Here is a 13243-nt window from a genome sequence, read left to right on the forward strand (position 1 = left end):
GGTATTAATAAGGGAGTTTAATAGGGCGACCTAATAATAATTTCCTTACCCAAAAACGGTTTGGGTTCAATTCTGCAAGGGTTTCATCGTCGAGCGGGAGTATTTGCCCAAAAATTTGAGCAGCCAGCAATTCCGCACAAAGGGGGGCAGTGGATAACCCTCTTGACCCTAATGCCCCAAAAATAAATAAATTTGGGTGCACAGGCGCTAGTGCAATAGGCTGCTCTTTGGCAATTTTGCTGGGTAAATCATGGTAATGCGCCAGATGTTGTTCAAAATCAGGCACATTGCCTAATAAGGGAAAGTGGTCGCGAATAACACAACGAATACCTTGGCGTGAATGTTGTTGCGAGATGTCGATATCCCTAGGCCAAGTTACATCAGGTAGGTTATCAATCAGTTTTTGGCGGTTTCCTTGTTGCTCTTCCTCACTATAATCTAAATCAAGTCGCTCACGTTGGTAGCTAGCGCCTAAGCAATGTTGTGTACCAGAGGTATCGGCAGGGGTTAAATACCCTTCAAAGCACAGAACATTTTTCAGTTGTTGTAGGGTGTGATTGGTAGGAATGTGGCTCACTTGCCCACGCACAGGTGAGATAGGTAAATTGATGGTTTGAGCAAATTGGCGCAGTTTGTGCCCATTGGCAATAATGACAGTTGAGTGAACACGTGTTAGCTCTTTTTGCGGCGCTGTTTCAATCAATAATTGCCAATCTTGTTCAGTTTGTTTTAATTCCACCACATTATGTTCAAAACAGAAGGTAACGCCTTTCTGCTGCAAATATTGCTGCAAACTCTCACAAAATTGGGCAGGGCAAAGCCATCCTCCAGACGCATAATGAATGCCATCATGGTTGACATCAACACCGCAAATATCACTCAGTTGTAGACGATTCTTACCAATAGCAAAATCGTCAGGCCACTCAGTTTCTAACATTCCCGCTATTTTACGAGCTACTTTGTCGTTATACGCTAATTGGCTGACACCGCACCATTGCCCCTCAAATACGATCCCCTGTTTCGCCAATTGATGGTAAAAGCGAGAAGCAAAAGGGAAAGCGCTGACAAAAAAGCGCTCAAGTGGATCGTTATTGCCTGTGAGTAAGGGATAAATAGCCCCTTGGCGATTGCCTGAAGCATTTTGTGCAACTTGGGCATCTTGGCAGTATAAGGTGACTTTAGCACCGCGCTTATGAAGTGCGTAGGCTGCCGTTAAACTGGCGAGCCCACCGCCAATGATAGCAACATCCGTTGGGTTGTCTGCTTTTCGTCTTGCGAACCAAGGGGTTGGGATATTAATTTCTTTTTCAGCTAATACTCCGGTTAACATTTCTCGCTTGTTACCAAAGCCTTTGACTTTTTTAAGGGTGAAACCAGCTTGTTGCAGTCCTCTCTTGACCGTACCTGCCACGGTAAATGTCGCAAAAGTCCCATTAAAGCGAGCTAATGTTGCCATGTTAGTGAACAGCTGTTCACTCCACATTTCGGGATTTTTTGAGGGTGCGAAACCATCTAAAAACCAAGCATCTATCTTATTGTTTAAATTGCTTTTTAGTAAAGATATTTGCTCATTAACATCGCCAAACCACAAATCTAATATAATATGGCCATTTTCTAAAATGATCCGCTGATTACCCGGTAAGGCTTGTGGCCAACTTTCACAAAGGATTTGCGATAAACTAGCAAGTTCAGGCCAGCAGCGATGTGCAGCGATTAAATCTGTTTTTGTTAAAGGGTATTTTTCGAAACTGATGAAATGTAATTGCTGTAATGTTGCGTTTGGGTTTTCGGTTTTAAACTGCTTAAAAGATTGCCACAATGCTAAAAAATTCAAACCCGTACCAAACCCTGTTTCGGCAATCACACAGGTTGCAAGAGGGTGCGTCGCAAAGCGGTCAGGAAAATGATTTCCTTGCAAAAAAACATGGCGAGCTTCTTCTAAGCCATTTTGGTTAGAAAAATAGATATCTGCAAACTGTTCAGACATAGGAGTGCCTTCGTCATTCCAACTTAGGCGTGCGGTTTGTACAGCGTTCTTTTTCACGATAAGCCTACATTGTTTATATAATTCCTAAATTTTACCGCTGATATCGGTGTAAGGCTACCGTCATAAAAAAGACTCATTCCCGTCACAAAGAAAAAAATACAAATATTTACCCTGATCGGACTTGTTCAGCGTACAAGTGTAAGCTAAAGTGACAACCTGTAATCCCGCAATCATATAATTATAGTCATGAGGTAACGAATGAAGCGTGCAGTCATCACTGGTCTAGGTATTGTTTCCAGCCTTGGTAATAACCAGGAAGAAGTACTGGCTTCTTTGAAGGAAGGTCGTTCCGGGATCACTTTCTCAGAAGAATTCAAAGAGGCAGGGCTACGTAGCCATGTCTGGGGTAATGTCAAAAATTTAGACCCGAAAGACTTAATCGACCGTAAAATTTTCCGTTTTATGAGTGATTGCTCCGCCTATGCTTATTTATCAATGGAACAAGCGGTTGCGGATTCAGGTTTAACAGAAGAACAAGTTTCAAATTTACGTACAGGTATCGTTGTTGGTTCCGGTGGTGGTTCTCCACGTAATCAAGTTGCGGGTTCTGACGGTATGCGTGCTAAAGGTTTACGTGGTGTAGGCCCATATATGGTGACTCGTGCAATGGCATCGGGTATTTCTGCTTGTTTAGCAACACCGTTTAAAATCAAAGGCGTAAACTACTCAATTAGTTCTGCTTGTTCAACATCAGCGCACTGCATCGGCCATGCCGTTGAATTGATCCAATTAGGCAAACAGGATGTGGTTTTTGCGGGTGGTGGTGAAGAACTGAGCTGGGAAATGACCTGTGAGTTTGATGCGATGGGCGCATTGTCCACAAAGTATAATGAAACGCCAGACAAAGCATCAAGAACTTACGATAAAGACCGTGATGGTTTCGTTATCGCAGGTGGTGGCGGTATCGTCGTCGTTGAAGAGTTAGAGCATGCGTTAGCACGTGGTGCGCATATCTATGCTGAAATCGTTGGCTATGGTGCTACATCTGACGGTGCAGACATGGTTGCGCCATCAGGAGAAGGTGCTGTGCGCTGTATGCAAATGGCAATGCAAGGTGTCGATAAAATTGATTATATCAATACACACGGTACATCAACGCCAGTGGGTGACACCAAAGAGTTAGAAGCTATCCAGGAAGTGTTTGGTGCTAACTCTCCTGCAATTTCTGCAACGAAAGCGATGAGCGGTCACTCATTAGGTGCTGCGGGTGTCCACGAAGCAATTTACAGCTTGCTGATGTTAGAACACGGCTTTATTGCACCAAGCATTAACGTCGAAAATCTAGATGAGAAAGCAGCGGGCCTGAATATCGTGACTAAACCAACGGAGCAAGCGCTGGAAACAGTCATGTCTAACAGTTTCGGTTTCGGTGGAACTAACGCCACATTAGTGATGAGCAAATACAAAGCATAATTTGTATCAGATTAACTAATTGAATAAACGAGAACTTCGGTTCTCGTTTTTTTGTTTAATCACTACCTCCGCCATCACCTCCCCCTGAATCGGATGATGAACAATCAGAACTTGAGTTATCATTAGAACAATAATGGCTACTTGAGCGGTGGTTATCATCACTGGATGCGCTGTCATAATAAGGGGGCTTGTAGCTTGAACTCGAATTATTTGAATTCACTCGATATGCAGTTTCTTTCACATTTTTACGCACTTCAAATATTTGACTTTTGCCTTTCGACCAACCAATAGTCACCAAAGTGGTATTTTTCTTTACGCTGATATGCAGCATTTTACCACAAAAAATATGCATTTTACCCAGCGCTTTTATTTGGATATAACCGCTGTCTTTTTCCGTGATAGTTACGGGTTTTTGGCTATGAATGGTGTAACGGTCGCCATAGACATCAATGGTACGCGTATACGCTAACGGTTTCGGCTGGATATTAAAAAGGGCGAAAAGTAATCTATCGAACATTGTGTTTTATGTTTTAATAAATGAGATGACTAAAATAATTGATTGACGCTATTCAATATATCGTCATTATCTTAATCAATGATTTATTAATGACTGAGTGAATATACATCATTTTATTAAATTTTTTTATCCAAAACAGTGACATGATATTAGCTCAATTTTTAGTTGAATAGAGGAAATTATATGAGTGTAACAAGGTTTCATGCGGCTATTTGGATGCAGGATTTTAAAATTTTAGGCAAGGCATTATCTCGTTATATCCGCAGTAAATTTAGTGGGATGATTAGTAAAATACATAATACTGAAAAAATATTTCCACTGCATAGTTATGACCAAAAGAGAACGAACACAACCACTAGTTTGCAATCAAAACATGTCTATTATGGCGCAGGAGCTCATGATAAATCAGTAGTTTTATTAAGTTATATAAAGCTCCCTATTTATTAATAAAAAATGCCCCAAAATCACACTGGGGCAAAGTGTTACAGAGGTTGTATGAACAACAGATATCGTATGAACAACCGTGAATTATGAAATAGTGGAATGTTTACGTTTACGAATGCGTTTTACAATAGGTGGAAGAATTAGCACTAATACCGCCAGTGTTAATAAACTTTGAGAAATCGTACTACTCCAAAGAATATCGAAATTTCCATTACTGATGGATAATGAACGGCGTAAGTTTTGTTCTAGCATTTCACCTAATACAAACCCTAAGATTAATGGCGACAATGGGAAGTTCATTTTTCGTAGAATAAACCCAAATACGCCAAGCCCCATCATGAGTAACAAATCAAATGTCGTACTGTGAACGGCATATACCCCGACAGCAGAAATGCAAGCAATAGCAGGGACTAAAAACCACAGCGGAACCGTTAGCATACGCGTGAATAAGCCAATTAATGGAATATTCATGATGAGCAGAACTACGTTAGCAATTAATAAAGCCGCAATTAACCCCCACACAATATCAGGTTGCTCAGTAAACATACCTGGGCCTGGGGTGATATTATAGAGCGTTAGCGCCCCCATCATTACTGCAGTTGTCCCCGACCCCGGAACGCCAAGGGTTAACATTGGGATAAATGAGCCACAGGCAGAGGCATTATTGGCTGCTTCTGGTGCAGCGACACCGCGAACATCGCCATTACCAAAATCGCCTTTTTCGCCACTGATTTTCTTTTCAGTCATATAGGTTATGGCACTGGCAATGGTGGCGCCGGCACCTGGTAAGACGCCAACAAAGAACCCAATAAAAGAGGAGCGTAAAGCAGGGCCAGCACACGCTTTGACCTCTTTGCGATTAAACAGCATTCTGCCTGTTTTGCGGATCAGCCCTTGTCCTGTTGCCGTGCCTTCGAGCATCAATAAAATTTCGCTAACAGAGAACAAACCAATAACCACGACGATAAACTGCACGCCATCCGATAAATGTACGCTATCAAACGTAAAACGATATTCCCCAGAGTTGGCATCTACGCCCACAGTTGCAAGAGATAAACCAATTAATGCCGCCAATAGTGATTTAATTGGGTTTTGGCTCATCATACTGCCCAAGCAGGCAATAGCAAAAACCATCAAAGCGAAATACTCTGCAGGCCCGAAAGCCAAAGACCATTGCGCTAATAAAGGAGCAAATAAAATGATACCCACAATCGCAATCGTTGAGCCAAGGAATGAACTCACTGCAGAAATTGACAGTGCAACACCACCTTTACCTTGTTTTGCCATTGGGTAACCATCTAGCGTGGTCATGATTGCAGCGGCATCACCAGGGACATTGAGCAATATTGATGAGATGCGTCCACCATATTCACAACCTAAATAAACCGTGGCGAGTAAGATTAATGCAGACTCAGCAGGTAATTTAAGTGCAAAGGCCAGTGGTAGCAAAATAGCGACACCATTAATAGGGCCGAGGCCGGGAAGCATTCCAACGATAGTACCGATAAAACAACCAATTAAGGCGATCAAGATATTTTGAGGAACAAGAGCAACCTCAAAACCTTGTGATAGGTACATCCAAGTTTCCATGATTTCGTTCCTTAATTAAGCAAGCTACCAATAGGTAAGGTTACATCTAGCCATTTATCAAAGGCATAAAATAGAAAGATACCTAAGACGGGGCCGGAAATAACCGCGGCGATAGGTGTTGCGCCAAATAGCAGAGCAATACTGATGGTAAGTAAACTGGTGGCAATCGGGAACCCTAACCATTCAAAAGCCCATGCATAGATAACAAGTGCAACGACTAATAAAACTAAACGACGTAATACATAGGGTTTTGGCCATTCAACGGCTTCTTGCTTGCCAAATAATAAGGCAAGGGCACAAAGCGCCATTAAAGAGAGTATGACAACCGGAAAAGGGCGGGGGCCCAGTGGTTCATAACTAAACTCACTTTGGATCCCCCAACCAATATAAATTCCGATAGCACACAGTATTAGCCAAACTATGGCAAATATGCGTTGGCTCATCGTTCACCCCATTATTTGGCTAAACCGAAGGCACGGGCTTGTTCACGGTATTGCTCGATTTCTTTTTTGACATAACTATCGAGTTCTTGCCCGGTTAAGTTGTATTCAAATAAGCCGCGGAGTTCGCGTTGTTTTTTGAATTCGTCGGTTTGTTGCAGTTTTTGGAAGGCTTCAACCCATTGGTTATAATCGGCATCAGACACTTTGGGGCCCATATAGAAGCCGCGGATGATTGGCCAGACAATGTCATAGCCTTGTTCTTTGGCTGTTGGGATGTCAGATAAACCATCTTCAAGGCGTTTATCTGAGTAGACAGCAAGGATACGAATTTTACCTTCATTGATATATGGCGTCATTTCGCTGATATCCCCTGAAAGGACTTGAATATGGTTGCCCAGTAGTGCCGTTAAGGTTTCACCGCCCCCTTCAAAAGCTACGTAACGCATTTTGCGAGGGTCAATATCAATGGCTTTGGCTAACAAGGCCGTTTTCATCCAATCTTGGCTACCAATCGACCCTCCAGCACCAAAGACGATGCTGTTCGGATCCTTTTTGAAGGTATCCATTAAATCTTTCAGAGTCTTATAAGGTGAATCTGCACGCACGGCAATCATACCGTAATCGCTTCCTACACTAGCCAGCCAACGCACATCGTTTTCGTTATAGCGACCAAACTTACCTTGAGCAAGATTGAGTAAAGAACCGCCGGAGAAAGCAACAATGGTGCCGGGTTCAGCAGGGCGTTGAGCGACTATGGCGTTATAAGCGACCGCGCCAATACCGCCAGGCATGTAGGTCACTCGCATTGGTTTTTCGATTTCTTTGTTTTCTAATAGGGAAACTTGGACTAATTTACAGGTTAAATCAAAACCACCGCCGGGTTTGGCGGGAGCAATACATTCGGTGCGCTCAGGTAGGGCATTTGCTTGGTTGATGCCAACTAAAAATATTGCTGTTGCTAAGGCCTTCAGTGTGAATTTTTTCATTCTTTTTTCCTTACTAAGACAATAATTAGAGGTATATATTGTTTACTTCTTGTTTTGTTGGTATGGCATCATTGACCGACGAAGCTTTCATTTACCTTTCATTAACAAATATTATTATTTTTATGTGATATATATCAGATTGTTTTGTATTTTTGCTTTTTTGTTATGTTAATTTAATGTTAAATTAATCACGTTAATAGTGTTTATTAACAATAGTTGTGATGGACACAGTAAATATGCGCACATTTGCTTTCCATTCATTCAATGGAATGCCAACGTATACTGATAAATAATTATAATGAGTATGCGGAATGAGAATTTTATTGGTTGAAGATCATGACGAATTGTCATTATGGTTACAGAAGGCTTTGTCGTCATCTGGGTTTGCAGTTGATGTTGCTAGTGATGGCGCGATAGCAGACCAGCTATTACAAACTGAGCACTATGAATTAGTCGTGTTAGATGTATCACTTCCGAGAATGAGTGGACTTGAGGTATTAGCGCAAATGCGCAAACGTCATCAAGAAACCCCAGTCTTGTTATTAACGGCGAATTCAGACGTGGCCGACCGAGTTCAAGGGCTAAATGCAGGGGCTGATGACTACCTGACTAAACCTTTTGATATTGCGGAATTAGAAGCACGTCTTCGCGCTTTATTGCGACGTAGTCAAGGGCAAGTGAATGAATCACAACAGTTTGGTTTGCTTAGTTACCATGAGGACGGTTATTTCTTATTAGGACAAGAACCACTTGGCTTGACGCCAAGAGAATATGCGGTGTTAAACACCTTATTTCATCGACGAGGGCGCCCTGTTTCTAAAATGCAATTATTTGAGCAGGTGTTTTCGTTGTCAGATGAAGCCAATTTACAAAGTATTGAGTTATATGTTCACCGTGTTAGAAAAAAACTTGCTGGTTCGGATGTTAATATCAATACCTTACGCGGATTGGGATACCGATTAGAGCAGTGTAGTGTATGAAATTAGTCTCTCATCCACGCTCTCTCTTTCATCAGTTGCTGCTCTTTTTCGGTATCCCCCTCATTTTATTGGGGAGTTTTTCGGTTTATACGCACTACTACAGTGCAAAAAATGCCGCAAACTTAGCCTATGACCGCACATTATTAGCTTCAGCTCGAACCGTCGCGGAGCGCTTGCAAGTTGTCGATGGGCACCTCTCAGTCAGTGTGCCTTATGTGGTGCTTGATAGCTTCGAGCTAAATAATAATGACCGAATTTTTTATCAAGTTATTTCTCCCGGTGGTGAAACTATTTCTGGTTATGATGACTTACCGCCGATTCCCCCGTATTGGATGCGCTCACAGCATTATACTGCGCTAGTTTATTTTTATGATGCGCAGTACAAAGGCTTGCCTATCCGTATTGCTGCATTTTATCAACCGATTAATGAAGGCGGTATCACTGGGATGGTTGAAATCCGTGTGGCGGAAACAGTTTATTCGCGACAAGATCTTGCTAATCAATTATTAATTTCTGCCCTGATGAGCCAAGGTACTGTGGTGTTTTTAACTTTGGTACTTGCCTATATTTTACTTAGTAAGTTATTGGCACCGCTAAAAAAATTGTCCCATTTAATGTTAAGCCGTTCCGCTAATGATTTAACCCCTTTGCCTGATTTGCTGCCGTGGTCTGATTTATCACCATTAATTGATGCATTAAACCGCTATATTTCCCGCCTAAAGCGGATGGTTCGACGGCAAGAACGGTTTAGTGCGGATGCCTCTCACCAACTTAAAACGCCGCTAACTGTCCTCAAAACACAGGTTTCTGTTGCGATTAATAGTCAGGATGAAACCCAACGGCAACAGAGTTTACAAGCTATCGATAAAACTCTTGATAACACGATCAATTTGACGGATAGGCTTTTGCAGTTATCACGTTTAAAAGCCCATGAGAAAGAAGCCATTACACAGTATCGTGCTATAAACTTAGTGGATATTGTTCACCAGGCTTGTTTTACTCGGTTACCCCAAGCAGAAAGCCAAAATATTGACTTAGGTTATGAAGGCGCGGAAACAGCATGGATTAAAGGTGAACCTATTTTATTAGCAGAGATGTGTGCAAATTTAATTGATAATGCTATTAAATATACCCCTGCAAATGGGGTGGTCACCGTTCGGGTGGTCAGCAGTGATGACCATCTTCATTGGGTTTTGGAGGTCGAAGATTCAGGCCCTGGGATCCCAGACGCTAAAATTATCCGTTCTATGGAAGCTTTTACTCGATTAAATAACGCGTTAGGAAAGGAAGGTGCAGGACTAGGTCTCGCTTTAGTGAAAGATATTGCCAGTTATCATGGTTCTGAACCACAGTTATTAAAAAGTGAGTTACTTAATGGATTGTTGGTTAAAATTGCATTTAAAGCAAGCCAAGCGCCACACTGAAAAGAACACCCTAATTAGGGCGTTCCATTAGTGACAAAGTTTAAGAATAATAAAACTTGATGCACTTAGTTTCGTATTGGTACTAACACCTGTGGTAGTGTGTTATTTGAAGTCTCCGGATTAAAATTGTGATTCGCTGTGTTTTGTTCTAGGTTTGCCATTGTGGATGATAATAGCGATACGGTGTCTACATCATCACTCTTGTCTTTAAGGATGTTATATAGAGCCTCTACGGTTTCTTTTTCTAGTTTTTTTATAAATACATCTATTGATCTTATTTTTAAATCCGTGTTGTATATTTCGTTAAGTAAAGCTGATATATCTTGTGAAATTAAGTTATTATCTTTATTTTCTGAGTGGTCGTGAATGTATTTTACGAGATTGTTTTTTAAATTGGTGATTTTCCCTTCCTGTATATTTATATTGCCAGTATCAATTTGCTCTAATACCTTCATTTCATTTAATTGAGAGTGTTGCTCGATAATGTATAACAATGCATCTCTAATTGTTTGATAGTAGGATTCTTTGCTGACGTCGGATATAGCGGACTTTAATGGAACATAATTATGAACGTTAGAAATAAAATCATCTCTCATCGCTGTTAGATATTCTCTTTCACGTTGTATATCCGATATATTGATATTTTCTTCATTAAATAGCAGGGTAGCTAATTGACGAAAGTTATTAACTTCATTATTTTCTGTTTTTGTATTTTTAATTTTTGATTTGTTTTCATCCATTATAGGTATGATTGATGTATTATTTTTTAAGTTTAAATTCATATTAAATGCTCCATATTAATTAGGGGTAATACCCGTAAGTACCAGACAATGAAATATAAATCAACCAAAACAAAATAACTAATTTTTATTTGAAATTAAATTGCAATAAGTATCATTAAAATAATTAGGTGGTTAATTAAATTAGATAATGATTAGGGGGTAAACAAAATTATATCTATTTTAGATAAATAGTTTCATTAGATATTTGGGTAAATAGTGTATTTAATTGAATTTCATCTAGAGAAAATCGAATGTAATATCCATGATGGCAAGCTGGAAGCTTAGCGATATAACAGGTTGACATTATAAACTAGCCACTAGTCCGTAACTGCAAATCGCTCATTGGTTGATGGCAACGAGCACGTCTAAATCGCCACGATCCATTTAGATTTATCGCGTTATCACGGTTTATTGAGTCGAGTTGATACTCCTAAAGAAGTATTTGATTTTGCTTAAGTCTAATTGGAATTCCAGAAGATTCAATCGGATTATCCTTCATCTGAAAAACGGTAATCCGATAAATGATACCAATGATGGGCGAACTAAAGGTGAATTGCGTGATTTTAAAATGTCACAAAGTATTAATAATGAGGAATATTAAAGGAAAATAAATGAAGGAATGAAGAGGATTTCAAACATAGCCCCACAAAGTGGGGCATATGAGTGACGACATTGCATTTATTGCTTTTGTAATTCTATTCTACTGGCAAGAATCTTCTTGAACCACCTTTTTTTCACGGCGGAATAATTCTGTCAGTGGCGTACGTAATTGTTGCGCTAACATTACCCCGAGTAAGACCACGCCACCACCAATTAAATGGTAACTTTTGAGTTCTTCACCTAAGGCGAAAATGGCGATAATGGCGGTGAAAACAGGTGCTAGGTTCATAAAAATGGAGGTTGTATTCGCCCCAAGGCGCATAACTCCTTGGATCCATAATGCAGGAGCCATAATGGAGGCGGCAATACCAGCAAATACCACTAAACCGATATTTTGGCTGTTCAGCGAGACATCTTCAGCTAATAAGAAATTAGGGAATAGCATGATAACGCCAAAGAAAACTTGAACGTAGAGTGAGTCCCAACTGGATAACTGGATTGACCAACGCTTAGTAAGCACACCGTACAGGGCATATGCTGCAGACGCAACTAACATCATGGCTTCCCCTTGGCCTAAGCCTTGTGAGAATAATGCGCTTGGGCTTCCTTGGCTCACTAACCACACTAACCCACATAATGAAAGAATTGAACCTAGCACAATCCCCACGGTAGGAATAACGCGTAGTACAAAGATACTAATAATCACTGTTAATAATGGGATCATGGAGTTCATAATTCCCATAAAAGTAGCGCTCACGCTGTGTGCGGCATAATAAGCTAAACTTTGGTAAAGCATCATCCCTAAAGCGCCCAAAATGGCAAGTTGCCACCAATGCTTCCTGACCATTTTAAAATTTCGAAGCACAGAACGTAATACAAAAGGCGTCATGACAAGCAAGGCCAGCGCCCAACGGTAAAAAGAGATTGCCGCAGGGTCAATAGCGGTTGATGCCGCTTTGTTTACAATGGCATTAATTGACCATAATAAAACCGCAATCAGCGGAAAAAGAAGATTTTTCATTAAAACACTCTCCCATATTGAATGGGCGCTAGTATACATCTGTCCGATTTTTTATATATACTGATAACCAGACAATCGATAACGCTTTTCAGACAGGTACCATGGAAAATTTAAAATCAGACATTTGGCAAATCAGCGAATGTAATATCGCAGAGCCTGAATTGGTTGCTTTTCGGCATGAGCAAACTGCCGCCCTCACTGAGTATAAATCCCATTCGCATCCTTTTGGTCAAATGCTGTATGTGGTGTGTGGCATCATGGAAATGGAGGTGGCTGGTCAACATTATTTAGCACCGCCAGAATTTTGCATTTGGATCCCTGCGAATATTCCCCATGCTAGCTTTAATAAAGAAAGTGTCAAATTTCGAATTATAGATTTTGCTCATGAATACAACCAAGTGCTGGCTCAACGGCCGTGTGTGATTAAGCTTAGCCCGATATTTCAATCAATTATGACGGACATGTATCAACGCGGTATTGTTCAGCCCGAAACAGAGCAAGACTTGCGTTTGGCTCATGTGCTTATTGATCAATTTCCATTGTCTCCCTGCCAAGACACCTATTTGCCTGTTTCAAAAGATAAATTTCTTGCTCCCATCTTATTAGAGTTACAAGGTGACCCAGCAGATAACACGACGTTAGCACAATGGGCAAAACGCTATTATACATCGGAACGCACGTTATCAAGGCGTTGCCAGCAAGAGTTAGGAATGTCGTTTAGTGAATGGCGTCAACGTTTACGCTACCTACATGCCGTTGCCGGGCTAGAAAAAGGAAAAAGTGTACATGAAGTTGCATTGGATGTCGGATATAGCTCGGCATCCGCCTTTATTGCGATGTTCCAACAAATATCAGGTGTCACACCAGATCGCTTTCGAGCGAAAGAATTTACAGTAGAAGGTAACCTCTCATAGGCATCTGGCTTAAACCGTGGCAAAATATTGCTCCACTTATCTATATAACGACACACAACAAACAAGTGATTGATTGGGATAA

General features: G+C 40.9%; 12 protein-coding genes. 5 read left to right on the top strand and 7 right to left on the bottom strand.

The genetic code is table 11. The features are described from left to right. Window positions 1-4: 4 nt before the first annotated feature. Window positions 5-2044, bottom strand: a complete 2040-nt coding sequence (gene mnmC, locus P3L37_RS07325) for a bifunctional tRNA (5-methylaminomethyl-2-thiouridine)(34)-methyltransferase MnmD/FAD-dependent 5-carboxymethylaminomethyl-2-thiouridine(34) oxidoreductase MnmC (protein ID WP_238562701.1) — start codon at window positions 2042-2044, stop codon at window positions 5-7. 201 nt (window positions 2045-2245) lie between these two features. Here mnmC and fabB point away from each other — a divergent pair, with 201 nt between their 5' ends. Next, complete coding sequence (gene fabB, locus P3L37_RS07330) at window positions 2246-3460, top strand: beta-ketoacyl-ACP synthase I (RefSeq protein WP_109911533.1); 1215 nt, start codon at window positions 2246-2248, stop codon at window positions 3458-3460. A gap of 55 nt (window positions 3461-3515) precedes the next feature. Here the strand turns inward: fabB and P3L37_RS07335 are convergent, their stop codons facing one another. Continuing rightward, window positions 3516-3977 (bottom strand): hypothetical protein, encoded by a 462-nt coding sequence (locus P3L37_RS07335; RefSeq protein ID WP_109911534.1) that lies wholly within the window; start codon window positions 3975-3977, stop codon window positions 3516-3518. A 183-nt stretch (window positions 3978-4160) separates the two neighbouring features. Here P3L37_RS07335 and P3L37_RS07340 point away from each other — a divergent pair, with 183 nt between their 5' ends. Then, the gene (locus P3L37_RS07340) at window positions 4161-4424 is read left to right on the top strand and encodes a hypothetical protein (RefSeq protein ID WP_109911535.1); all 264 of its coding nucleotides are present in this window, start codon (window positions 4161-4163) and stop codon (window positions 4422-4424) included. Window positions 4425-4505: 81 nt separating this feature from the next. Here the strand turns inward: P3L37_RS07340 and P3L37_RS07345 are convergent, their stop codons facing one another. From P3L37_RS07345 to P3L37_RS07355, 3 genes are read right to left on the bottom strand one after another with little or no spacing between them, the layout of a single operon-like run. Further along, window positions 4506-6011, bottom strand: a complete 1506-nt coding sequence (locus tag P3L37_RS07345) for a tripartite tricarboxylate transporter permease (RefSeq protein ID WP_117162394.1) — start codon at window positions 6009-6011, stop codon at window positions 4506-4508. A gap of 11 nt (window positions 6012-6022) precedes the next feature. Then, entirely contained in the window at window positions 6023-6454 is a 432-nt protein-coding gene (locus P3L37_RS07350; protein ID WP_109911536.1) for a tripartite tricarboxylate transporter TctB family protein, read from the bottom strand. Between the two features lie 11 nt (window positions 6455-6465). Further along, window positions 6466-7440 (bottom strand): Bug family tripartite tricarboxylate transporter substrate binding protein, encoded by a 975-nt coding sequence (locus P3L37_RS07355; RefSeq protein WP_109911537.1) that lies wholly within the window; start codon window positions 7438-7440, stop codon window positions 6466-6468. Window positions 7441-7751: 311 nt separating this feature from the next. Here P3L37_RS07355 and tctD point away from each other — a divergent pair, with 311 nt between their 5' ends. Together tctD and P3L37_RS07365 are read left to right on the top strand one after the other, a co-directional pair. Beyond that, complete coding sequence (gene tctD / locus P3L37_RS07360; RefSeq protein WP_109911538.1) at window positions 7752-8420, top strand: transcriptional regulator TctD; 669 nt, start codon at window positions 7752-7754, stop codon at window positions 8418-8420. Next, entirely contained in the window at window positions 8417-9844 is a 1428-nt protein-coding gene (locus P3L37_RS07365) for a sensor histidine kinase (protein WP_222960489.1), read from the top strand. Before tctD ends, P3L37_RS07365 begins: the two co-directional genes overlap by 4 nt. A 65-nt stretch (window positions 9845-9909) precedes the next feature. Here the strand turns inward: P3L37_RS07365 and P3L37_RS07370 are convergent, their stop codons facing one another. Further along, on the bottom strand, window positions 9910-10626 hold the full coding sequence (locus P3L37_RS07370) for a hypothetical protein (RefSeq protein ID WP_222960490.1): 717 nt from the start codon (window positions 10624-10626) through the stop codon (window positions 9910-9912). 700 nt (window positions 10627-11326) lie between these two features. Beyond that, window positions 11327-12247, bottom strand: a complete 921-nt coding sequence (locus P3L37_RS07375) for a DMT family transporter (protein WP_109911541.1) — start codon at window positions 12245-12247, stop codon at window positions 11327-11329. A gap of 101 nt (window positions 12248-12348) precedes the next feature. Between P3L37_RS07375 and P3L37_RS07380 the strand changes: the two genes are divergently transcribed. After that, a complete protein-coding gene (locus P3L37_RS07380; protein ID WP_004912323.1) occupies window positions 12349-13161 on the top strand; it encodes a helix-turn-helix transcriptional regulator in 813 nt (270 codons plus the stop codon). Window positions 13162-13243: the final 82 nt, after the last annotated feature.

This window comes from Providencia sp. PROV114 (genome assembly GCF_032704305.1).
In the GTDB taxonomy this organism is placed as follows: Bacteria; Pseudomonadota; Gammaproteobacteria; order Enterobacterales; family Enterobacteriaceae; genus Providencia; species Providencia rettgeri.

Excerpts from the sequence above, each read along its gene's own strand:
- fabB (WP_109911533.1), top strand. The coding sequence starts at position 2,246 with ATGAAGCGTGCAGTCATCACTGGTCTAGGTATTGTTTCCAGCCTTGGT.
- P3L37_RS07335 (WP_109911534.1), bottom strand. The coding sequence starts at position 3,977 with ATGTTCGATAGATTACTTTTCGCCCTTTTTAATATCCAGCCGAAACCG.
- P3L37_RS07340 (WP_109911535.1), top strand. The coding sequence starts at position 4,161 with ATGAGTGTAACAAGGTTTCATGCGGCTATTTGGATGCAGGATTTTAAA.
- P3L37_RS07345 (WP_117162394.1), bottom strand. The coding sequence starts at position 6,011 with ATGGAAACTTGGATGTACCTATCACAAGGTTTTGAGGTTGCTCTTGTT.
- P3L37_RS07350 (WP_109911536.1), bottom strand. The coding sequence starts at position 6,454 with ATGAGCCAACGCATATTTGCCATAGTTTGGCTAATACTGTGTGCTATC.
- P3L37_RS07355 (WP_109911537.1), bottom strand. The coding sequence starts at position 7,440 with ATGAAAAAATTCACACTGAAGGCCTTAGCAACAGCAATATTTTTAGTT.
- tctD (WP_109911538.1), top strand. The coding sequence starts at position 7,752 with ATGAGAATTTTATTGGTTGAAGATCATGACGAATTGTCATTATGGTTA.
- P3L37_RS07365 (WP_222960489.1), top strand. The coding sequence starts at position 8,417 with ATGAAATTAGTCTCTCATCCACGCTCTCTCTTTCATCAGTTGCTGCTC.
- P3L37_RS07370 (WP_222960490.1), bottom strand. The coding sequence starts at position 10,626 with ATGAATTTAAACTTAAAAAATAATACATCAATCATACCTATAATGGAT.
- P3L37_RS07375 (WP_109911541.1), bottom strand. The coding sequence starts at position 12,247 with ATGAAAAATCTTCTTTTTCCGCTGATTGCGGTTTTATTATGGTCAATT.
- P3L37_RS07380 (WP_004912323.1), top strand. The coding sequence starts at position 12,349 with ATGGAAAATTTAAAATCAGACATTTGGCAAATCAGCGAATGTAATATC.